This window comes from Jilunia laotingensis (assembly GCF_014385165.1).
GTDB classification, from domain to species: Bacteria; Bacteroidota; Bacteroidia; order Bacteroidales; family Bacteroidaceae; genus Bacteroides; species Bacteroides laotingensis.
Genome location: NZ_JACRTF010000001.1, coordinates 1,486,683 through 1,510,292, shown reverse-complemented (window position 1 = coordinate 1,510,292; position 23,610 = coordinate 1,486,683). Strand labels below are relative to the sequence as shown.

The window sequence follows — 23,610 nt, the reverse complement described above, 5'->3', positions numbered from 1 at the left end:
ATGTTTAAATTCTAAAAATAAGTACATTTGTATGTTATTCATACAAAAAGTAGAACTACATGAAAGAAAAACTTGTTTTTGCAACTAATAATGCACATAAACTAAAAGAAGTATCAACCATTCTCGGAAACAATATTGAATTTCTTAGCTTAGATGATATAAATTGCCATTCAGACATTCCTGAGACTGCCGATACCCTTGAAGGAAATGCTTTACTAAAGTCACGATTTATTCATTCCAATTATGGAATGAATTGTTTTTCCGATGATACCGGACTTGAAGTAGAAGTATTGAATGGAGCCCCCGGAGTATATTCAGCTCGGTATGCCGGTGAAAATCACGATTCGGAAGCAAACATGCTGAAGTTACTTCACAATATGAAGGGATTGACTAATAGAAACGCTCGGTTCAGAACTGTTATTTCACTTATCTTAAATGAAAAGGAATATCTGTTTGAAGGAATAGTAAATGGAAAAATAACTGCCGAAAGACAAGGTTATTCTGGTTTCGGATATGATCCGATTTTTATTCCGGAAGGATACGATAAAACATTTGCAGAGCTTGGCGATGAAATCAAAAATAAGATCAGCCATCGCGCACAAGCGGTTCATAAACTCTGTAAATTCCTCACTTCCATACAATAAACCTGTTATAAATGCGTTTTTATACTAAGCATATAGATTGTCTATATGCTTTTTTAATTTCTCACATTATGAAAAGAAAAATAATCTATACCATCATTACTTTTTTAATACTTACTACCTCTATAAATGCACAACATGCCATAGGTAGTTGGCAAAATTACTTGTCGTATCATAACGTAATAAGAACTGCACCTGCCGGTAATTTAATTTATGCTGTCGGAAACGGAGATTTATTTTCCTATGATAAAGAAGACGAAAGTATACAATGCTATTGGAAAAATAATCTGTTAACCGATACAGATATTTCATACATAGCTTATCAACGAGAATACAAAACATTAATCGTTGTATACTCGAATGCAAACATCGATTTAATCGTAAATGATAAAGAAGTCTATAACCTGCCAGACTATATGAATAAGAATATGACTCAAAACAAAACGGTCAATCATATCAGTTTCGCTAAAGAATATGCCTATTTATCTACTGACTTTGGAATTGTTGTTTTAAACTTAAAGAAAAAAGAAATTAATAATGCATATATTCTTAATAAGAAAATCAATGCATGTGCTGTTGATGACAATAAAATATATGCTGCATCTACTAACGGATTATTAACAGGATTATTAACTGACAATCTACTTGATATAAATAATTGGAAAAATGTCTCAAATACGGTATATTCGTTTATATCAATGTTTAATGATGAATTGATAGGAAATATTACCTCAAGTGGAGTTTATATTATTAACAGACAAAATTATAGTTATTCACAACTAACCGGAGGAAATTTCAACTATATGCAGGTTTGTAATGATAAGCTTTTAGCAGGTAATGAGAATTCATTGGCTATAATTGATAATATAAACAAAATTCATTACCTTAATCACGGATTGAAAGCTCCGTATATCTTTTATGAAAATGGAATATATTGGGCTGCCGGCAAGGAAAACGGTCTTATGGGCTTAACTTACAATGAAACTAAGAACACCTTGGAAGTGAAAGTATCTTCCATACTTCCGGATAGCCCAAAAAGAAATTTACCAAACTATATGAAATTTGAAGGCGAACGCCTGTTTATAACTGGAGGAGGTAATACTAATAATAACCATCCAGGGACCATCATGATGTTTGAAAACAATACATGGAGTAATTTCCAAGAAGAAGGAATCAGTGAAAAAACAGGAGTGTCTTACTCCAACATAAGTTCTATAGCACAGGATCCTACAGATGACAGACATCATTTTGCATCATCAGTAACTCAAGGATTATATGAGTTTTATGATTATGAATTTATAAACCATTATACATACGATAACAGTCCGTTAGAAGTAGCGACCCCAATCACAAATCCTGACTATTACAAAAATTTTGTGCGTATCAACGGACTTACTTATGATAATGACAATAATTTATGGATGTTGAATTGTGAAGCAGAACATCCGATACATGTTTTAAAACCTGATAAAAAATGGGTCAATCTGCATTATCCAGAAGTAACAAATATCACAAGCTTTGAACATATATTCTTCGATCAACGTGGATGGTTATGGGCTACTGCGACTGGAATTATAGATAAAACAGGAATATTCTGTTTGAATACGAATGGAACGTTAGAAGATAATACTGACGATCACCATAAATTAATGAAATCATTCATCAATCAGGATGGAACAAAACTGGATTATATAACTTATTGCATGGCGATAGATAAAGAAGGAGCAATCTGGGTAGGAACCAATCATGGTCCATTATTATTTAGCAATCCATCGAAATTTTTTGATGAGAACTTTTATTGTACACAAATCAAAGTACCAAGAAATGATGGTACCAACTTAGCCGATTTCCTATTATCGAACGATATAATAAAAACTATTGCAATAGATGGTGCCAATCGTAAATGGATAGGGACAAACAGTAATGGAGTTTACTTAATAAGTCCGGATGGTTTAGAAACAATCCATCATTTTACAGTAGACAATAGTCCTTTATTATCCAACAGCATTTCCTATATAACTATTCATCCACGCACTGGAGAAGTATTTATAGGTACCAGTTTGGGATTGGTATCTTATCAAAGTGATGCAACAGAAGCAGGAGAGAACTTCAGTGATAACGTATATGCGTATCCTAACCCGGTAAAACCGGATTATACAGGTGTTATTACTGTTACTGGATTAGTCAGAGATTCAGATGTAAAAATAACGAATGTAAACGGAAAATTAATATATTCGGGAACTTCTGTCGGAGGACAATTCACATGGAATGGACTCAACTCACAAGGAGACAGAGTTCCTTCAGGAATTTATTTCGTATTAGCTGCCGATCAAGATGGAAAACAGAGTGTAGCAACCAAAATATTAATTGTAAAATGAATAGCTTATTAAGTGAACATTCAAGAGAATTACTAAAAGAAAATAACTGTTTTGACTTTATAAGATATTTCTTTACAATATCAGTATTTATAGGACATTTCTGTGTTCTAAATAATATAGAATATTTCTGGTTTATAAACGGAGAAACAGGAGTCAGAGCATTTTTTATTATAAGTGGTTTTTTAATTTTTTATAGCCATATTGAAAAACAAAGTATCAAATATTACATAGACAAAAGAGTCAGAAGAATACTTCCACCTTATTTTTCGGTAGTTATACTAAGTTTTATAATAGGAATATTCATTACAAAATTAAATCTAAAGGATTATCTTACTTACACTGAAACCTATAAATATCTAATAGCAAATCTAGGTTTTCTTAATTTCATTCAACCCAATTTACCTGGAGTATTCGAATCTAATCCAATTACTGCTGTTAATGGTTCATTATGGACAATGAAAGTAGAAATAATGTTTTATGTCAGTGTTCCATTTATCTATTATCTATTCAAGAAATACAATAAATTAATAATTATATTGGCTATTTTCAGTTTAGCTATTGCCTATGATTATTTCTTCATGAGTTTATACAAACAAACTGATAATCAAATGTATCTTTTAATTAGAAAACAATTTGGAAGCCAACTTATATATTTTTATTCGGGCACATTTGTGCTACTGTATTTTGACTATTTCATTAAATATCTAAAATTTATTTTTCCAGCAGCTATTGTTATCTTTTTATTTCGAGATACCAATTTTATACTTTCATGCTTATCACCTTTAGCTTTTGCCGCTATTCTTATCGGAATAGCTTACAATTTCAAATACATGAATTTCTTAAGAAGATACGATAATATTTCCTATGGTATGTATTTGTATCATTACCCTATTATTCAAATTATCATTTATTACAAAATAGCTGAACAAAACATCTATATATCATTTTGTCTCGCACTTATATCAACTATTGTCGTCTCTTGGTTGTCTTGGATATGGTTAGAAAAGCCAATCATTACTAAAAAATTATTTTATAAAAGAGTTCCAAGAAATTCCGATTGCTTATTGTAATCATAACTATATTGCATAGCAAATGAACTTATTGATACTATTATATAATGAAGGTGTGTCGTTCTTTGACACACCTTCTTTTCCTTTATAACAAATTAATAGATTACAAATTGTTTATTGCACTATTAAGCCAAGAAATTCGATCTAAATAAGATTGCCGTAATCGATCGACTGCCTCAGTAAATTCCATAGATTCATCTCCATTAGTATTTTGATCGATAGGCCACATTTGAATATTTATATTATCAGAATTTCTAATTTTAACTTCAGTATTATCTATTTCCTGAACCACATTTTCAAAAAGAGTTTTGGTTTCTGTCCACTTTTTTTTTACTGTGTTTACAAACGTTGGATCATCAAAAAGGCGATTATACCAAATAGCTCCATTAATACAATAGGAAAAACAATCAGGAATAAACGTTCCCCAGTCAAAATCCCATACCGGTCCGGCAAATAATTTCCCATTCCTTCCCTTATACATATAGCTACTCTTAGGCCAACGCGGTTCACCATTTAAAGTCAATTCATGAACAAACCACCAGTCAATAAAACTGTTCACATCTATATAATCTGTATATGAGTGACCGTCCAATGAAAAATTATCAGCATATAAAGTTCTTTCTACTTGATTCAGATAATTACGAATATAATCAAACTGCTTAGCGACAAGAACTTCTTCATCCGGATCTTTAATATTAACCGGCAAATCGCGAATTCAACAAACATATCATCATCAAAAAATGATTTCTCAAATTAAATGTGTATTTCATAGTATTCAGTAATTACAGAGTTATAAACCTAACTTCTCTGATATCTCCAGCATCCGCCTAATCGGTCGGACTGCTTTATCTGCAACTTCCTTATCAACCAGAATTTCCGGGGATTCATTTTTCAGGCATTCATAGAGCTTTTCCAGCGTGTTTAGTCTCATGAAGCTACATTCATTACAGGCACAGGTACTATCGTTAGGAGGGGCCGGAATAAATGTCTTTTCAGGGCATTTCTTCTGCATCTCATGAAGGATGCCCGATTCGGTAGCAACAATGAATCGTTGTTCACTGCTGTTCACTGCATATTTCAATAAGGCAGCGGTGGAACCGACAACATCGGCCAACTTCAACACCGTACTTTTACATTCAGGGTGTGCAAGTATGATGGCATCGGGATATTTGGTTTTCAGTTCGAGGATCTTTTCAACTGAAAACTGTTCGTGTACGTGACAAGCACCATCCCATAACAACATCTGGCGGTTCGTAATTGAATTGATATAATTACCCAAATTACGATCTGGACCAAAAATTATTTTCTCATCTTTTGGGAAGCTTTCTACAATTTGTTTCGCATTGGTAGAAGTAACGACTACATCGGTCACTGCCTTTACAGCAGCTGTCGTATTCACATAAGATATCACTGTATATCCCGGATGCTCTTTGACAAATTGTGCAAACTTATCTGCCGGGCAACTGTCCGCCAACGAACAACCGGCATTCATATCGGGTACCAGCACTTTCTTCTCAGGACAAAGTATCTTTGCCGTTTCACCCATAAAGTGAACACCACACATCACAATGATGTCCGCTTCCGTTTTGGCAGCCCATTGTGCCAGTGCCAGACTGTCGCCAACAAAGTCAGCGATATCTTGTATTTCACCCTTCTGGTAGTAGTGCCCCAAAATTGCAGCATTCTTTTCTTTCTTCAGCTCGTTTATAGCTTTTATAAGTTCATTCATAATATTCTTATTTTCTCTTTTCTTTTAAAAATCTCTTTGTTAGTGATAATAGCCTGTTAATAGTGTTGGCAAAAAAGTGAAGTATTCCTTGCTGGATAAGTTATTAGTCTTCGATTCACTGTTATCATTCTTTTATGAACGGATAAAATTATGTTTATCATCTGATAATAAGCTATTTTTTGTTTCCTATTAACATCCTGTTGATAAAGTGCAAAGTTAAAAACTTTATGGATATAAATAGGGGTATAAGTACTGAAAAATATGTTGAAGGATACATTGAAAGTTTATATTAACTTTTTTGCATTGTTCGTTTCACACATTCCTTATATCTTCTTATGAATAAAGCAAGATATATTTTTCAAAATCTTTGCCGGGAGTATTGACAGGTTTTCCACCGTTATAAACAGGCATGTTAACAGAAAAGAATTACCTTTGCAAAAGATAAGAAATAATAGAATTATGAACATGCGGAAATTGAAAATAACGGAATTAAACCGTATCAGTGCGGAGGAATTCAAGGAAGCGGAGAAGTTGCCTTTGGTAATCGTGTTGGATGATATTCGGAGTTTGCATAATATTGGTTCTGTGTTCCGTACATCGGATGCTTTTCGTATCGAATGCATTTATCTTTGCGGTATTACTGCCACTCCTCCGCATCCGGAAATGCATAAAACTGCCTTGGGTGCGGAATTTACAGTAGATTGGAAGTATGTTAATAACGCTGTTGAAGCTGTTGATAACCTTCAGAGAGAAGGTTATATAGTTTATTCCGTAGAGCAGGCGCAAGGGAGTGTTATGTTGAATGAGGTGGAATTGGATCGGACTAAGAAATATGCCATTGTCATGGGAAACGAAGTGAAAGGTGTGCAACAGGAAGTGATCGATCATTCGGATGGTTGCATTGAAATACCACAGTATGGTACGAAACACTCATTAAATGTTTCCGTTACAGCCGGAATTGTTATATGGGAACTGTTTAATCAATTAAAAGGGAAAAAGGAGAGTTAAGAATCAAGATGAATAATGTACATCAATTGAGAGTGAATTGCACATTCCCCTCTAATTGTTCATTTTGAGTTAACTAAATCTGCCCGTTCTCCACCAGTAACACCACTCTTTCGGTGAGTTTGTCATCTCCCAGCGGATCATATTCTTTTTTTAGGCTGGCACCGAAGAGTGCTGCAAATGTCTGATAGAAACCAGCCTTGAACGGTCCCATAAAAGCTCTTACCAGCTCAAAAGAAGTTTGGTGACTTTGCCGGTCTACCAGTTTTATCAACAGCTTTCCCTGTGCAAAAGTGAGTTTTTTCATTTGGGGAGTATACTGTTCTTTCAGTCCCTTTTCTACCTTCTTGATATGTTTCTGGCGTGCTTTTTCATTGGGTAGAGTTTGCAGATATTCATAAGTTTCAAGGATGGTTCGGTTTATTTCCCGTGCGATGGGATACACCTTTTTGACGTTCCTTACCAGTTTATAATACTCCATCCGTTCTTTGTCGTTTTTGAACTTAAGAGGCTTGAAGATATAAACCATGGGTAAATTTACGTAAGGAATGGTATCTCCTTCATAAATACAGACCGGTACAAAATATCCACCAATGTTCCGTTTCTCTTGTGCATATCCGTAATGAACAATGAAAAACAGAGCAAACAAGGTAGTAATTACTATGTTAAGTCTCGTATTCATGGATGCAAAATTACGAGAATATTTTATTATTTATTTAATTCCTTGCAGTGTTAACCTATTTAAAGTATCTTCGTGAGTTGTCCAAAGTAAAATTAAATGAAGAACACGTCGATTTTACGTCTTATTTCTGTTATTAACCTTCTGTTGATAATCCCTGTTAATAACGCACAAACCCCTTCTACAGATTTTTTAGAGGGAGTAATAGAGGATATAGCTGTTAATAACGAAAATGAGAAAGAGATAAACTGGGAAAATGAGATAGAAGAACTTTCCGAACGAATCAGTCAACCTATCAACCTGAATTCTGCAACAAAAGAACAGTTGGAACAGTTACCTTTCCTTACCGATCTTCAAGTTGAAAATTTATTGGCTTATGTATATATTCACGGACAAATGCAAACGGTCTATGAACTCCAGTTGGTGGAGGAGATGGATTATAAGACAATCCGGTTACTACTGCCTTTTGTTTGTGTACAATCTGTTAAAAAGAAGGAGATATTCCGGTTGAGAGATATGTTCAAATACGGAAAACAGGAAATATTAACACGTTTGGACATACCTTTTTATACCCGGAAAGGATATGAAAATTCATATCTCGGACCTTCTATGTATCACTCTCTGCGCTATGGTTTTCGCTATGGAGAACAAGTATATGCAGGCATTACGGGTGAAAAAGATTCCGGTGAACCATTTGCTGCTTTGCACAATAAACAGGGATATGATTATTATTCTTATTACCTGTTGATACGTGATTTCGGTCGGTTGAAAACCCTTGCATTAGGGAATTATCGTTTAAGTTTCGGACAAGGTTTGGTGGTGAGTACCGATTTTCTTGTTGGTAAAAGTTCTTCTTTGGTTTCTTCTTCTTTCAGGAACGGAGGTATTAGGAAACATGCTTCCACGGATGAGTATAACTATTTTCGAGGGATAGCTTCTACCGTAAAGTTGATTAAAGGAGTGTTATTATCCGGATTTTATTCATATCGGTGTATGGACGGGACGATGGAAGAGAATGAAATCACCACAATTTATAAAACTGGGCTGCATCGAAATGAAAAGGAAGCTGATAAGAAAAATGTCTTTTCATTGCAACTAACCGGAGGTAATATTTCCTATGTTAATAACCGGTTAAAACTTGGATTGACAGGTATTTATTATGTTTTTAACCACCCTTTTGAACCGGAGTTGAGGGAATATGCCAAATATAATCTTCATGGAAATCGTTTTTACAATGTGGGATTGGATTATGGGTATCGTTGGCATCGTTTTATGTTTCAAGGTGAAACAGCAATCGGGAAAAAGGGGTTGGCTACTTTGAATCGTTTGCAATATTCACCTGTTCAGGGAATGCAATTGCTATTAATACACCGGTACTACTCCTATGATTACTGGGCGATGTTTGCCCGTTCGTTTGGTGAAGGAAGCAGTGTTCAGAATGAGAACGGTTGGTATTTGGCGATGGAGGCAGCACCTTTTCGTCATTGGATCTTTTTTGCTTCTGTCGATTTCTTCTCTTTTCCTTGGTGGCGATACAGAATTAGTAAACCTTCACAGGGTATGGATCTCTTGTTGAAAACTACTTTTTCTCCTTGTAAAGTTGCAAACATGTATCTGAGTTATCGTTATAAACGGAAAGAAAGGGATAATTCCGGTACAAACGGATCGGTTATCTTGCCAATTTATCAACACCGATTACGTTATCGGTTGAATTTTCTGCCAGGAGATATGTTTGCTTTTCGTACAACGGTTGATTATAATCATTTTCATGCTTTCCGAAAACCTCCCAGCCAAGGGTATCAGTTTAGCCAAATGGTTTCCGTACAATTTCCGTATTTTCCGTTAAGAGCCGAAGTTCAAGGGAACTATTTCCATACAGATGATTATGATTCGCGTGTATTTGTGGCAGAGAAGGGGTTACTTTATACATTTTATACTCCTTCTTTTCAAGGTGAAGGTATCCGATGGATGGCTAATTTACGATATGATATAAATTCCCATTGGATGATTATATGTAAATTTGGACAGACAATTTATTATGACCGTAATGCAATTGGCTCCGGAAATGATAGGATAGAGGGAAATAGAAAAGCTGACTTGCAGATGCAATTACGATTAAAATTTTAGAGTTTATGTTTTAAGGAAAAATATTTATCAGGAACCTTTCATTTGTCAGCATGATGGAATTGATAGAAAGCGTTTTTCACTAATTGTTTCATAACCGACATTCGCTATCTGATTCTTGTCTCTGAACCTTTTTTTCTTGAAATAGATATAGGTATCTAAAAATATATTCGTACTTTTGAATAAGTTAATGAAGACGTGTCAAAAGTTATCATTTATTCCTTTTTGGAGGAAAATTGAAACTGTGGTTTTAACTTTTGTCATACTTTCAAGTTTTTATATTCATTAAATTGAAAGAGTTTATAATGACTGTCATTTATCCATCTCCTATTTTCGGACCAGTCCATTCCCGCCGTTTGGGAGTATCATTGGGAATAAATCTTTTGCCTTCTGATGGCAAAGTATGTTCGTTCGATTGCATATATTGTGAGTGCGGTTTTAATACCGATCATCGTCCTACGAAAGCATTACCAACACGTGAAGAAGTACGTGAAGCTTTGGAAGTAAGACTAAAAGATATGAAAGTGAATGGTCCGTCACCCGATGTTCTGACTTTTGCGGGAAATGGCGAACCGACGGCACATCCTCACTTTCCGGAAATTATTGAAGATACATTACTGCTTCGTGATAAATACTTTCCGGAAGCAAAAGTGAGTGTGTTGAGCAATTCTACTTTTATACATCGCCCGTCTGTATTCGAAGCATTGAATAAGGTAGACAATAATATATTGAAACTTGATACGGTCGATGAAAATTATATCCATTTGGTAGACCGTCCGGCAGGGAAATATTCCGTATCCGAAATAATCGAGCTTTTAAAAGAATTTAAGGGGAACTGCATCATTCAAACTATGTTTATGAAAGGCAATTATCTAGATAAGGAAGTAGATAATACTTCGGATAAATATGTTCTCCCTTGGTTGGAAGCGGTGAAAGCAATAACTCCTCGGCAAGTGATGATTTATACAATTGATCGTGAGACACCAGATCATGATTTACAGAAAGCTTCTCATGAAGAGTTAGATAGGATTGCAACTTTGGTAAAAGAAACGGGAATTCCGGTAAGTGTTTCTTATTGATTATAATATAACTTTCTGCCAATAGATTGGTACAAAATGGCACATAGAAAAAGTTTCAAATACTTCTTCTATGTGCCATTTTGTATTACTTTTTATCTATTATTTTTTTTGCCCTTTCTATTGCTATATTGATATTTGGGCAGATATTTTCTTTACCAAGTAATTCATAGAAACCGGCTTTCTCCAGTGCTTTGTGTACATTTTCATTCACACCCGATAGCACGATAGTAATTTTCTCCTTCTGTGACATCTGGCAAAGGTTGCTTAAATTATGAATACCAGTCGAGTCGATGAATGGAACTCTGCGCATACGGATAATACGTACTTCCGGTCGATCGCCCAATTGTGACATGACTTGCTCAAACTGGGTTGCAATACCAAAGAAATAAGGACCGTTGATTTCATATACTTCTACTCCTTTCGGAATGGCAAGATGTTCTTGATGAACCGCAATGTCCGACTCTGAATTCGGATCGATTTCATCAGTAATAACCGATATCTTGGTTGTTTCCATTACCCGTTTCATAAACAATACGCAGGCAATAACCAGCCCTACTTCGATAGCGATTGTCAGGTCGAAAACTACGGTTAGGAAGAAAGTGATGAGCAATACGGCTACGTCCGGTTTCGGATTGTTCAGCAGAGCCTTAAACGTCCGCCATCCACTCATGTTATAGGAAACAATTACTAATACACCTGCTAGACACGCCATAGGAATGTATTGTGCCAAAGGCATAAAGAATAACAGTATGAGCAAAAGGACGATTGCGTGAATTATGCCTGCAACCGGAGTTTTTCCACCGTTATTGATATTTGTCATGGTACGGGCAATGGCACCTGTAGCGGGGATTCCGCCAAACAGAGGAGTTATGATGTTGGCAGCTCCTTGTGCAATCAACTCCATATTGGAGTCATGACGGTCGCCTGTCACACCATCGGCCACTGTAGCGGAGAGTAATGATTCGATAGCTCCTAATACAGCAATTGTAATGGCTACGGGAAAAAGATTCTTAATGGCCTCCCAATTCAAAGAGGGAACAGTTGCATCGGGCAGTTCGGATTTGATAGTAAAACGGTCACCAATGGTGTCGATACAATCGATTCCTCCGTAAATTTTCATCAGATACACTGCTAAAGTCACCACGATGATGGCGATGAGCGAACCCGGTATTTTTTTTGAGAATCGGGGAGTAACGGCAATTATGAAAACACTTACAATACTCACTATCACATTCCACCAGTTGACTGTATCGAAGTAACGAAAATATATTAACCATTTTCCAATAAAATCACCGGGTACTTTTTCACCTCCGAAGTTTAATCCGAAGATATCAGCAATTTGAGTGGTGAAAATGGTGACTGCAATACCACTGGTAAATCCCACGATAATGGGATAAGGGATAAATTTGATGACTGCACCCAGCTTGAAAACTCCCAAAAGCACCAGTATCACCCCTGCCATCAAGGTAGCTACGATCAATCCTGCTTCCCCATATTGCTGTATGATGCCGTAGATAATGACGATAAATGCTCCGGTAGGACCTCCGATTTGTACCTTACTTCCTCCCAAAAGCGAAATAATAAAACCAGCGATGATAGCCGTGATGATTCCTTTTTCCGGTGAAACTCCCGAGGCTATACCAAATGCAATGGCGAGAGGCAGTGCGACGATACCTACGATGATACCTGCCATAAGATCGGCCATGAATGTTTCTTTTGTGTATCCTTTCAGTGTAGTGAATAATACCGGTTTAAATTCAAAAAGTTTCATTTCAATATAAAGACTAATTATTTAATGTATCATAGACCTAATTTTATTATAAAATCGGTCTTTTGTAAAGTAGAGGTTGCAAAATTACATATAATATATCAAATAAAGCTGTTTTTAAGCATGTTATTTGTTTCCGATAGATTTTATCGATGATCTGATAGAATTAATTTATATATAAATATTCCGGTTCTTTGAACAAATCGCGTATATTTGTGTTATTAAATAACGACATGATGCGTAATAACGACTAATTTATTAAATATAAAACTATTATGGCTACAAGTATTAAAGGAACTCAGACAGAAAAGAATCTGCTGACATCATTTGCAGGTGAATCACAAGCAAGAATGCGTTACACTTATTATGCAAGTGTAGCTAAGAAAGAAGGTTATGAACAAATTGCTGCTATTTTTACTGAAACAGCCGACCAAGAAAAAGAACATGCAAAACGTATGTTTAAGTATCTGGAAGGTGGAATGGTAGAAATCACTGCCAGTTATCCTGCCGGTGTCATCAGCACCACTCTTAATAATTTGCTGGAAGCTGCAGCCGGTGAACACGAAGAATGGTCACAGGATTATCCTCACTTTGCTGATGTTGCCGAGAAAGAAGGTTTTTATGAAATTGCTGCTATGTATCGCAATATCTCAGTTGCTGAAAAGGGACATGAAGAAAGATACCGTGCTTTTGTAAACAACATTGAAAATGCTGCCGTATTTGCTAAAGAAGGTGAAGTGGTATGGCAATGTCGCAACTGCGGTTATATTACTATTGGTAAAGAAGCTCCTGAAGTATGTCCGGCATGTCTGCATCCGCAAGCTTACTTCGAAGTGAAGAAGCAGAATTATTAATCACATAATTTCCTTTGATAAGGAGAGAGGCTGTAAAAGCCATCTTATAAAATCGCCCTTATTACAATATTGTAATAAGGGCGATTTCTTGTTTTGTGTATTTTTCAGTTACCTTTCTTATCAGGGCTATCTGATTACTTTATATGTTCTACTGCCAATCCGGACAATATATATTCCTCTGTCAGTAATCGGGAACCGATAAGTTCCGAGTGTAATTGTTTTCTTTTCGAGTATGTGGCCTTGTACATCTAAAATATAAAGAGATGACAAGTCCGGATTATCCGATGTAACTATCAGTTCCGAATTTTCCATATAGACTGAAATGCCATTGTCGGAAGTCGGTTTGATTCCCATAATGTCCGAAAGTGTACTTACTGCTATTTCATTGGATTTTTTAGAATATACTTCACCATTGAAGGCTGTCACTGCATAGAAATATTCTTTTTCGCTTTCCAGTTGTTCCACTAACCAGGAAACAGTATTTCCTACCTCTTTTCCTTCATAACCTTTCAGTGGAAGGATAAATACTTCTCCGCCGTAATCTATTGTGATATCGTCAACAGCGAGTGATCCGGTTCCAACCATTTTGTAAGTAATACGCATAGCCTTACATCCGTTAGGAATTGCTTTTGCAGTATGTTCTTTCCACTCTGCCAGAATACCTCCCTCTTTATTGCTGATTGGAGATATGGTATCCAGACCAATCCAATTTTTGTTGACATATCCGCTTAAAATGATCTGGCTCTCTTCATCTGCGTCTATTCCACGATACCAGAAACTGATGTTGCGAATATTTTCTTCCATTACAGGTGACTCTATGTAATTATAGTCCTGCGAGAAACGTAAAGAAGGGATCGCTTTTCCCGAATTGTTTGCAGAGCCATAGGTAGATTTGCAATTCGTTTTCCATCCTGTTGGGAGTTCCGTTATTCCACCGGTAAAATCGATAGTTGTTGAAAGGGGATCTCCTAATTCTTTAGTATAAACATATAACAGGTAGTTCTGAGCTTCTTCCATAGCCTCCCATTGGGCCTCAAAAGATGTAGTTTTGATAGCAGTGGCTTCCAGAGCTTTTGGAGCGAGAAAGTCGAAGGTCGGATCATCTGTAATTACTATAATTTCGTTGGAAGTAGGGCTTTCACCTGTTTCATCGTAGACGCGGATTACATATCTGTATTCTGTTGCCGGTTCTAAACCTTCTACGAGACATGATTCTACATTGCCTACATTATTTTCCTGATAACCGTCTACATAGTTCATCGTTATCTTTCCTGAACTTGTCTCATTTATGGTATATACATCGATTGCGTAGCTGGTAGCAATTTCACTCTTTTCCCAGTGAGCGATGAATGAACTCGGTGTGATGTCAGTAGCAGGTAACGCTTTAGTAGTTGGTAGATCCTCTTTACCACCACTTATTTTGAAATAGATTATTCCGTTTTTTTCTTCGATTTCGGTAATGGGTTTATCCTGTTTGATTCCTTTCCAGGTTCTCATATTTGGAGAAGTATCGTCAGTGAAAGAGGTGATTTTTTTTGTGCCTGGAAAAGTGTCACCGGCTCTTGTTGTTTCGGTCTGTTTATTGTCTGCTTCTTCAATATCTACATATTGGTGGGAAGGTGTATTGTTTACAACATTACGATTCCATACCGTTTCATTATAATCGATGTGCCATATCAACATACCATGTCCGGGAATATACTTATCCCAACCTTCCTGTTGCCTGTTTTCTAACAGAAAATATTCGTTTTCATTATATGTTTTGATTATGTAGCCAGTATTTTTTGAAATATTGTCGAGTTTGATGTTGGCAGGGTCACCGATCTCTTTCGGAGTGAGCCAACCTAATGCATATCGTTCATAAACAGATAGGTAGGGTGGTGTTCTACTGTCGTTATTATAAGAGCCGCTATCCATCAGTGACCAGGAACCTGGAGTAAATGAATAGGTGTAAGTGGTAGCATATAAATCGGGTAATCCCAGAACATGGGAAAACTCATGGCAGAATGTACCTATGCCAGTCATATTGTTTCCTGTATCCAATTCATTGGAGCAGGCATAGTGGTTTAATTGTATTCCATCGAGCATGACTGTCTTACCGGCTCCGTCATAGATATCCCAAGAATGTGGCCACACAGTATTAGCTCCTCCACCTGTAGCTTCACCATATCCGGCATAGAAAACGTATACATTATCTATTTGACCGTCGTTATCCCGGTCATATTCTGTAAAGTCTATTTCATCATCCAACAGTTGGCAGGCTTCGATGACCATTTCTTCGGGCGCTTTATCATTTCCTGAAATGTCATTTCCTCCGTAATAGCTCATGGGGCGGGATAGTTTTACCGGTCCATATACATCAAATTCCGGTTTAAACTGGTCATTGGAACTTGCCATGAAGAAGTCACGTGCGCTTCCTGTACCTCCGTTTTCACTATAATCTTTTTCATTTAATAGCTTATTGAAGGCTTCTTGTGGATTATTTATTGTGAATTTATTATTGGAATATTCCACCAAGATAACCAAGCCTTTTTGTGTACCGGTGGTTGGGTAGGTAGCTTTTTGTACCACTCTGCGCGATGGCATCTTCTGCAACTTCTTCGAGTCTTGCTGTTGTTGTAAAGAAAGTAACTGCTTTTTGTCGATAGTAGCTAGAAACTTATTTTCTTCCGGTGTGCGTTTGGAAATGTCTTTTACTCTGTATGGGGATTGCTGGAGTTTGTTTTCCTGAATACTCTCAGCATAATAGAAGTAACCATTTTGGTCTTGAATCAAAAGGTAATGATCCAAGGTGGTGTAATAATGTGAAGATTCATCACCAAAGAGACGTACGGTAAGAGTAGTTCCATCAGGAAGAGATACGGTCATTGGTGTTGGCTTTGCCGGAACAGCATACGAATAATCTAAAAAGATTACCACTGCAAATAAAAGGGTAAGAAAGGATTTTTTCATATTAATATCAATATTGGTGGATATTTATAGGAATTAATATACGAAATTAAGCAATTTAAAGCTAATATCAAATCTGTTGTATAACATAAATCTGTTTTTTGTATATAAAATATTTTACATTTTACCTTGTTTTTATTATATGTATAAATTACTATTTCCTTTTTATTTTTTATTTCTATCTTTTATTTATCAAAATAGATAGGAATAAATTTGTTTTTTATAATTATTATTAATATATTTGCAAAATACCTTTCATGAAGATGAATTGAATAATTCTTTAAATATTGATATATAATTAAGTAAAAAAGAAGGCTCCCCCCACCTTTATATTAGCTGTTCTTTTAGTATTAACCTTTAAAATTATCAATTTATGGAGCTAGATGAAGATTTCCTTGATTGTATGAGGTAGAAAATACCTCATCAGCCAGACTCTGGCAGTTTTAATTCACTTTATTTTTTTATTTAATGAGTACTCTTATGAAAAAACAGTTATCTACTCTATTATTAGTCATCATGTCTTTAATGATGATTATACCAAGTGATTTATCTGCTCAAACGGTAAGGCAAAAAGCCAGTACAAAAAAGGCTAAAGCGATTACTACTCTATCGAAAACGGATGCTAACAAACGTAAGAATGATCATGCACGTTTAATGTCAATTATGCCGCAGGCAAAGAAAGTGGGCAGTAACTCTAATTTTCAGAGTATGCGCGCAGGGGGACCGCTTCTCTTGCCTTTAGGGCATTTCCAATCACCTGCTTTGACAGCAGGAGACGGTGTTACCATCTATGGTAGCGTTATTTTTGGGGCTAGTTGGACAAACGATAACAGTCCTTCGGGAATGTATTCTTTTCCTGCTTCTGCCAACACTACTTTGACTTCTTTGATGATAGGAAGCAATTTTGAAGCGAATGGTGGAGGAGTTTATGTAGACGGCAAATACCATATGGTGAATTATATGGATATTTTCGGGTTTATAATTGCGAATTACCACATTTATAATACGGAAACATGGGAAACGATATACAGTGCTGATGTCGATGCAACGAGTGTTGCTACGGATATGACTTTTGATCCTATTACCGGCAATGTATATGGTTGTTTCTTTAATGAAGATTTAGACGGATATGTGTTCGGCACAATGGATTTGGAAACGGGGACAACCACGAAGATAGCCGATCTCCCGTTGACTATGTATGTTGTAGCTGCCAATTCGAAAGGAGAAATTTATGGCATTGGAAATGATGGTGTCTTGTACAGCATTAACAAGTCGACAGGAGAAACTACCAGTATCGGGAATACGGGTGTGAGTCCGAAATACATCCAGTCGGGAACTTTTGATCCTAAAACTGATAAGCTTTATTGGGCTGCGTCGCTTGCTGATGATACTTCCGCCCTTTATGAAGTAAATGTGTCAACAGGTGTCGCCACATTGATTTCTCCATTCTCGGATAGTGAAGAAATAGTAGGTTTGTATATTCCGGCTCCGGCTGCCGAAGATGATGCTCCGGCAGCGGTTACTGATCTGACTGCTACTTATGAGAAGGATGCTACTATTGGGAAAATCAAGTTTACAATGCCTGACAAGACTTTTATCGGTGGAGCATTGAATGGGTCTCTTTCTTATAGTATTACTTTCAATGGTGACGAAAAAGTCAGCGGAACAGCAAATGCGGGCACTTCGGTTGAAAAATCTGTTACTGTTGAAACCGGCATGTATACCATTGGTGTCACAACATCAAATGCTGTGGGTAAAAGTCCTCTTGCAAAACTCAGTATGTGGATTGGTAAAGACGCTCCGGTAGCCGTACAAAACCTTAAGTTGGTGAAAGGAGATGTTGAAAATAAACTGATGTTAAGTTGGAAAGCACCGGTCAAAGGTATAAATGACGGATATTTTGATCCAACAACTCTTAATTACAAAGTAGTTCGTTACCCTGGAAAGGTTGTGGTGGCTGATAAGATTGCAATAACATCTTTCTCCGAAGTGGTGAATCCGGAAAGCTTGGCGAATTATTGGTACGAGGTAACCGCATTTGCAGGTAGTCTTGAAGGTGAAACATCGGCTTCCAATAAGATTGCTTTAGGAAATGCATTAACCGTGCCTTATCTGGAAAGTTTCGATATAAGAGAAAACTTTGAATTGTTTACTGTCATCGATGCTAACAATGATGGCAAAACATGGAATTACGATGCAACGAACTTTGCTGTTAAATGTGATTATAGTTCTGCCAATGAAAAAGACGAATGGCTAATCTCGCCTCCTGTCACATTAGGTGTGGATCATCTGTATAAATTATATTTCAAAGTGAAATGTGCAAATTCTTCCTATCCTGAAAGAGTAAAAGTTGCATTTGGAAAAGATAAGACTGTAGAAGCAATGACTTCGGAACTTATTCCTCCTACAAATATTGAAAATGAAGATTATATAAATATGGAGGCAACTATTAAGGCACCTGCGGCAGGTGATTATTATATAGGAATTCAGGCTTGTAGTGATGCGGATATGTTCAATCTCTTTGTTGATGATTTTGAAATAGAATTGAGTTCTGCCATAGGCGCTCCGGCTGAGGTAAACGGGTTGAAGGCTGTTGCAGCGGCACAGGGCAAACTGGAAACTACCATTTCGTTTATAACTCCGAATAAAGCTATAAACGGTAGTGTATTGACGAGTCTTAGCAAGGTAGAGTTGTACCGGGAAAATGATCTGATTAAGATCTTTAATACACCGGCTGTCGGAACGGAACTTACTTATACGGATAAAGAGGCAAAGCAAGGCACTAATGTTTATACAGTAGTAGCCAGCAATGGTGCAGGTGCTGGTGCCGAAGCAAAGACAAGCGTTTATGCAGGGATCGATACTCCAGCTGTTCCTATAAATGTAGTTTTAAAAGAAGTTAATGGTAAAGCAGTATTAACTTGGGAAGCTCCCTCCATTGGTGAAGCGGGTGGTTATATTGATCCGGCTACTCTCAAATATTATATAAAGAGAAATGATAATACAATTGTTGCGGAAAGCATTTCTGAACTTACATTTACCGATGAGCCGGATTTAAGTGGTGGACAAAAATTTGTATATTACTTTGTATATGCTGAGTCAATAGCAGGTATAGGATATGGTACACCTTCCAATTCTCTCATTATGGGTACTCCATATGATTTACCGTTTGTAGAATCATTTGCGGGAGCCGAATTGAGTAAAGGTCCTTGGGTACTCACTACAATTGTAGGTGATGCTTCATGGACTTTGGCAGAAAGTGGTGAATATCCGGATGTTGATCCACAGGATAATGACGGAGGTTTAGCTTCGTTTGTTCCGGGAAGTAAAGAAGGTGATGCTAAACGCTTGTCGTCCGGTAAGATTAGTTTGAAAGGTAGTGTAAATCCTGCATTGGAATTTTACTATTATTTTGTTCCGGGAGCTACTGAGAAGTTGATAGTAGAAGTTGCTAAGGAGAGTGGAGATTTTGAAGCGGTTCGAACTATCAATCTCGCGCCAAGTTCCATTGCTGAAGGTTGGACAAAAGTAACGATTCCTTTGAAAGACTTTATTTCTGCTGAATTTATCCAAATCGGCTTCCAAGGTGTAACCGTGGAAGGTGGATATAATCTGCATCTGGATAATATCAAAGTAAGAAATCTGTTGGATTATGACATTATGGCAACTGCTATTAATGCCCCAAAGACCATCAAAGTGGGAGAAAGTAAAGATATCTCTGTGACAATAATGAATAACGGACTTAAAGAAGCAAAAGACTATACGGTAGAATTATATCGAAATGGTAAGATGGTAAACAGCCTAGTTGGTGAGACTTTGACCGTAAATGCAACAAAGACTTATAAGTTCACCGAGACTCCGACAATTGACTTTGATGCTTCCGTTACTTATTATTCGGTTGTTAATTATGCTGCCGATTTGGATCAGAACAATAATAAGACGACTGAAGCCGTTGTTGCCGTTAAGTTACCTACTTATCCGACAATTACCGATTTGGTAGGGATGTCTACGGATAATAAGGTGGTGCTGAGCTGGAGTGAACCGGATTATACAGGTGGCGTAGCCGAACCAATTACGGATGATATTGAAGAATATGATGCATTTATCATTGATAATGTAGGCGAGTGGACGCTGGTCGATGTGGATGGTGGTAAAGCCACTTATGGAATCGATAACGGAGCGGGCAGTATCATAAAATATGATAATGCCGGTGCGCCTATGGCATTCCAGGTATTCAATCCTTCTGCTGCCGGCATTGCGGTAGCTGATGAAAGCGGTGTGCCTACTGCATGGGCTCCTCATTCGGGAGAACAGATGTTTGCTGCATTTGCCGATGAAGATGGTCAAAATGATGACTGGCTCATTTCACCCGAACTTCCGGGAACTGCACAGACTATTTCTTTCTTTGCAAAGAGCGTTACGGATATATATGGTTTAGAAACTTTAGAAGTATTGTTTTCCTCGACCAATAGCGATGTGCAAAGCTTTAGTAGAGTCAATGATGCGGCTATTATCAATGAGGTGCCGGTAGAATGGACTAAGATAACGGCTCAATTGCCTGCAGGTACGAAGTTTTTCGCTATTCGTTGTACATCCACTGATCAGTTTGCTCTTTTGATTGACGATATCACTTATACACCTGCTTCCGCAACTCCCGAAGAATTGAGTTTGGTAGGTTATAACGTATATCGTGATGGCGAGAAGATCACACCGGTAGCCGGAGTTGAATCAACTTATACCGATGCTACTATTACCAAAGACGGTGATTACAAGTATAAAGTCACTACCGTATATGATAAGGGCGAGTCTGTTTATTCAAATGAAGTGACGGTGAACGTGGTATTGACTTCTATCGATCAGGTGCTTGAAGGAGTAGCCAATGCATTTGGAATCCGCCATGCGATTGAAATCCGCCATGCTGCCAGTATGGATATTTGTATTTACACCATTGATGGTAAGCTGGTTTATAAAGGAATGGGTGAAGACCTAGTTACGGTACCTGTAGCAGACGGTAAATATGTTGTTAAGGTAGGTAATAAAGTTGTGAAAATACTTGTTAAGTAATTCAATAGGTAATTGAATATGGATTAATTTGAAATGAAAGAGAATGAGCCGGCATGTACATGACTCATTCTCTTTCTCTTTTTTCAGAAATATGTAAAGGTGTAAGTTATCTGATTACTTTGTATACGTTTTCGCCTATGCGAACAATATACGTACCTCTGTCGGAAATAGGGAAACTATAAGTACCGGCTGTTATTTCACTCTTATCAAGAATATGCCCTTGGATATCCATGATATATAAGGGAAGTTTTTCCGGATTGTTCGATGTTACAATTAGTTTCGAATCTTCTACATTGACTGTAATGTCATTTGCGGCCCACGTATTCATGATCGATGTATCGTCTCCTCCGCTTATTTTAAAACGAATAATTCCATCTTTTTCTTCGATATCGGTAATCGGTTTATTTAGTCCGTTCCCTTTCCATGTTTTCATACTGGGATTTGTATCATCGGTGAAAGATGTTACATTGCTTGTACCCGGAAAAGTGTCGCCTGCTCTTGTTTCATCAGTTTGTATGGCATCTGCCTCTTCGATATCCACATATTGATGTGACGGAATATTGTTCACAGCATTTAAATCCCACACTTCCTGATTATAATCTATGTGCCAGATCAGCATTCCGTGTCCTGGAATATATTTGTCCCAGCCTTCCTGCTGACGGTTTTCTAACAGAAAATATTCATTTTCATTATCAGTTTTGATGATATAGCCGACATTTTTGGAGATATTATCAAGTTTTATATCAGCAGGCTTTCCGATTTCTTGCGGAGTGATCCATCCGAGTGCATATCTTTCATAGATTGAGTAGTAGGGAGGAGTCTTTCCGTTATTGTTGTAGGGACCTCTATCCATAAGTATCCAAGAATCGGGAGTAAAAGATGGTACATAGTAGTCCGTAGAGTATAAATCCGGTAATCCAAGTACATGAGAAAATTCATGGCAGAATGTTCCTATGCCCACCATTTGCTTTTTTTGATCCAGTTCATTGGAACATGCATAGTGATTTAAACGAACACCATCCAGCTCTATGTCTTTTAGTTTTTCATCGTATATATCGCTTGAGTGTGGCCATACCGTGCTGCTTGACCCACCGGTTGCTTCACCGAATCCGGCATAAAAGACATATACATTATCTATTTGTCCGTCGTTGTCCCGGTCGTATTCTTTGAAATCTATCACGTCATCCAGTTGCTGGCAGGCTTCGATGACCATTTCTTCCGGTGCTTTATCATTTCCATACGCATCATTTGCTCCATAATAACTCATGGCATGAGCTAACTGAATAGGCCCGTATACATCAAATTCTGGCTGGAATTGGCTGTTTGAACTTGCTATGAAGTAATCGCGCGCACTTCCTGTTCCACCGTTTTCACTGTAATCTTTTTCGTTCATCATTCTATCAAATGCTTCACGTGGATTTTCTACGGTGAATTTTTTGTTAGTATATTCCACCAAGATAACCAATCCTTTTTGAACTCCCGTGGTAGGATAAGTAGCTTTTTGCATCACTTTGCGGGGAGCTTTTTTCTTCAGGCTCTTCATTTCCTGCATCTGTTGCAATGAAAGCAAATGTTCCTTATCGATAGTAGCTAAAAAGTTTTTTTCAACCAATGTACGTTGATCTATATCTTTTACTTTATATGGAGAACGTTGTAGCTTGTTTTCCGAGTTGCTCTCGGCATAATAAAAATACCCGTCAGCGTCCTGGATCAGAAGGTAGTGATCCAGACTGGTGTAGTAATGAGAATACTCATCGCCAAAAAGGCGTACTGTAAGAGTGGTTCCATCCGGTAGTGTCATTGTGAGAGGCGTTGGCTTTGCCGGAACTGCAAATGAATAACCTAAAGAGATCATTGCTAAAAGCAGGAAAGTGAAAATGACTTTTTTCATATTAATGCCAATTTTGTGGGTATAAATTATTTATTATACAAAAATATACATTTTATATATGATTTCAAACCTGTTGTATAACACGTTTTAACAAAATTCAATTAATAAAATTGACATATTGTTGTTTATATATTTTCCTTGTAATGTTACAGTTTTCACCTTAATTCCTGTTTCTTTCTTCTATATACGAAGATTAATGGAGCTAAATTCGCTCATTGTTATCACAATCAAAGCATTTTGTAAAATGCTTTGATTGTGATAAAGTGTTGAATATATTTGAAAAGATATTATTTACTGAGTGGATGGAAAATGTTTTTTCTATTTTTATTCGTCATAAAGTCAATTATAATCAGAAAAATAGCCCTTTAAAAAATGTGCG

14 protein-coding genes are annotated in these 23,610 nt (G+C 36.9%); 8 read left to right on the top strand and 6 right to left on the bottom strand.

What is annotated here, in order from left to right; genetic code table 11:
• Nucleotides 1-59 precede the first annotated feature (59 nt).
• From H8744_RS05795 to H8744_RS05785, 3 genes are all read left to right on the top strand, one after another.
• A complete protein-coding gene (locus H8744_RS05795; RefSeq protein ID WP_262433938.1) occupies nt 60-644 on the top strand; it encodes a non-canonical purine NTP diphosphatase in 585 nt (194 codons plus the stop codon).
• 68 nt (nt 645-712) lie between these two features.
• Nucleotides 713-3,019, top strand: coding sequence for a type IX secretion system anionic LPS delivery protein PorZ (porZ, locus tag H8744_RS05790; protein ID WP_262433937.1), 2,307 nt, complete (start codon nt 713-715; stop codon nt 3,017-3,019).
• Nucleotides 3,016-4,089: an acyltransferase family protein gene (locus tag H8744_RS05785; RefSeq protein ID WP_262433936.1), complete on the top strand. Its 1,074-nt coding sequence runs from the start codon at nt 3,016-3,018 to the stop codon at nt 4,087-4,089. Before porZ ends, H8744_RS05785 begins: the two co-directional genes overlap by 4 nt.
• 103 nt (nt 4,090-4,192) lie before the next feature.
• On the opposite strand, the gene H8744_RS05780 is transcribed toward H8744_RS05785, so the two are convergent.
• Both H8744_RS05780 and nadA read right to left on the bottom strand, forming a co-directional pair.
• Entirely contained in the window at nt 4,193-4,795 is a 603-nt protein-coding gene (locus tag H8744_RS05780) for a CotH kinase family protein (RefSeq protein ID WP_262433935.1), read from the bottom strand.
• A gap of 84 nt (nt 4,796-4,879) precedes the next feature.
• The gene (gene nadA, locus H8744_RS05775) at nt 4,880-5,818 is read right to left on the bottom strand and encodes a quinolinate synthase NadA (RefSeq protein WP_262433934.1); all 939 of its coding nucleotides are present in this window, start codon (nt 5,816-5,818) and stop codon (nt 4,880-4,882) included.
• 465 nt (nt 5,819-6,283) lie between these two features.
• Here nadA and H8744_RS05770 point away from each other — a divergent pair, with 465 nt between their 5' ends.
• Nucleotides 6,284-6,826 (top strand): RNA methyltransferase, encoded by a 543-nt coding sequence (locus H8744_RS05770; protein WP_305067449.1) that lies wholly within the window; start codon nt 6,284-6,286, stop codon nt 6,824-6,826.
• Nucleotides 6,827-6,899: 73 nt separating this feature from the next.
• Here H8744_RS05770 and H8744_RS05765 read toward each other — a convergent pair whose 3' ends face one another.
• Nucleotides 6,900-7,505 (bottom strand): DUF4294 domain-containing protein, encoded by a 606-nt coding sequence (locus H8744_RS05765; protein ID WP_262433932.1) that lies wholly within the window; start codon nt 7,503-7,505, stop codon nt 6,900-6,902.
• A gap of 96 nt (nt 7,506-7,601) precedes the next feature.
• Here H8744_RS05765 and H8744_RS05760 point away from each other — a divergent pair, with 96 nt between their 5' ends.
• Nucleotides 7,602-9,629 carry a helix-hairpin-helix domain-containing protein gene (locus H8744_RS05760; RefSeq protein ID WP_262433931.1) on the top strand — a complete coding sequence of 676 codons (2,028 nt, stop codon included), beginning with the start codon at nt 7,602-7,604 and terminating at the stop codon, nt 9,627-9,629.
• Nucleotides 9,630-9,931: 302 nt separating this feature from the next.
• The gene (locus tag H8744_RS05755; RefSeq protein WP_305067448.1) at nt 9,932-10,705 is read left to right on the top strand and encodes a radical SAM protein; all 774 of its coding nucleotides are present in this window, start codon (nt 9,932-9,934) and stop codon (nt 10,703-10,705) included.
• A gap of 85 nt (nt 10,706-10,790) precedes the next feature.
• Here H8744_RS05755 and H8744_RS05750 read toward each other — a convergent pair whose 3' ends face one another.
• Complete coding sequence (locus H8744_RS05750; protein WP_262433929.1) at nt 10,791-12,476, bottom strand: SulP family inorganic anion transporter; 1,686 nt, start codon at nt 12,474-12,476, stop codon at nt 10,791-10,793.
• Nucleotides 12,477-12,748: 272 nt separating this feature from the next.
• Between H8744_RS05750 and rbr the strand changes: the two genes are divergently transcribed.
• Nucleotides 12,749-13,327 (top strand): rubrerythrin, encoded by a 579-nt coding sequence (gene rbr, locus H8744_RS05745; RefSeq protein ID WP_262433928.1) that lies wholly within the window; start codon nt 12,749-12,751, stop codon nt 13,325-13,327.
• 126 nt (nt 13,328-13,453) lie between these two features.
• Here rbr and H8744_RS05740 read toward each other — a convergent pair whose 3' ends face one another.
• The gene (locus H8744_RS05740; protein WP_262433927.1) at nt 13,454-16,279 is read right to left on the bottom strand and encodes a M6 family metalloprotease domain-containing protein; all 2,826 of its coding nucleotides are present in this window, start codon (nt 16,277-16,279) and stop codon (nt 13,454-13,456) included.
• Nucleotides 16,280-16,756: 477 nt separating this feature from the next.
• Here H8744_RS05740 and H8744_RS05735 point away from each other — a divergent pair, with 477 nt between their 5' ends.
• Nucleotides 16,757-21,340: a choice-of-anchor J domain-containing protein gene (locus H8744_RS05735; protein WP_262433926.1), complete on the top strand. Its 4,584-nt coding sequence runs from the start codon at nt 16,757-16,759 to the stop codon at nt 21,338-21,340.
• Nucleotides 21,341-21,446: 106 nt separating this feature from the next.
• On the opposite strand, the gene H8744_RS05730 is transcribed toward H8744_RS05735, so the two are convergent.
• Nucleotides 21,447-23,231, bottom strand: a complete 1,785-nt coding sequence (locus H8744_RS05730) for a M6 family metalloprotease domain-containing protein (protein ID WP_262433925.1) — start codon at nt 23,229-23,231, stop codon at nt 21,447-21,449.
• Nucleotides 23,232-23,610: the final 379 nt, after the last annotated feature.

What these genes read in the sequence shown, in the direction of transcription:
- H8744_RS05785 (WP_262433936.1), top strand. Translation starts at nt 3,016, where the DNA reads ATGAATAGCTTATTAAGTGAACATTCAAGAGAATTACTAAAAGAAAAT.
- H8744_RS05770 (WP_305067449.1), top strand. Translation starts at nt 6,284, where the DNA reads ATGCGGAAATTGAAAATAACGGAATTAAACCGTATCAGTGCGGAGGAA.
- rbr (WP_262433928.1), top strand. Translation starts at nt 12,749, where the DNA reads ATGGCTACAAGTATTAAAGGAACTCAGACAGAAAAGAATCTGCTGACA.
- porZ (WP_262433937.1), top strand. Translation starts at nt 713, where the DNA reads ATGAAAAGAAAAATAATCTATACCATCATTACTTTTTTAATACTTACT.
- H8744_RS05750 (WP_262433929.1), bottom strand. Translation starts at nt 12,476, where the DNA reads ATGAAACTTTTTGAATTTAAACCGGTATTATTCACTACACTGAAAGGA.
- H8744_RS05735 (WP_262433926.1), top strand. Translation starts at nt 16,757, where the DNA reads ATGAAAAAACAGTTATCTACTCTATTATTAGTCATCATGTCTTTAATG.
- H8744_RS05740 (WP_262433927.1), bottom strand. Translation starts at nt 16,279, where the DNA reads ATGAAAAAATCCTTTCTTACCCTTTTATTTGCAGTGGTAATCTTTTTA.
- H8744_RS05760 (WP_262433931.1), top strand. Translation starts at nt 7,602, where the DNA reads ATGAAGAACACGTCGATTTTACGTCTTATTTCTGTTATTAACCTTCTG.
- nadA (WP_262433934.1), bottom strand. Translation starts at nt 5,818, where the DNA reads ATGAATGAACTTATAAAAGCTATAAACGAGCTGAAGAAAGAAAAGAAT.
- H8744_RS05795 (WP_262433938.1), top strand. Translation starts at nt 60, where the DNA reads ATGAAAGAAAAACTTGTTTTTGCAACTAATAATGCACATAAACTAAAA.
- H8744_RS05765 (WP_262433932.1), bottom strand. Translation starts at nt 7,505, where the DNA reads ATGAATACGAGACTTAACATAGTAATTACTACCTTGTTTGCTCTGTTT.
- H8744_RS05730 (WP_262433925.1), bottom strand. Translation starts at nt 23,231, where the DNA reads ATGAAAAAAGTCATTTTCACTTTCCTGCTTTTAGCAATGATCTCTTTA.
- H8744_RS05755 (WP_305067448.1), top strand. Translation starts at nt 9,932, where the DNA reads ATGACTGTCATTTATCCATCTCCTATTTTCGGACCAGTCCATTCCCGC.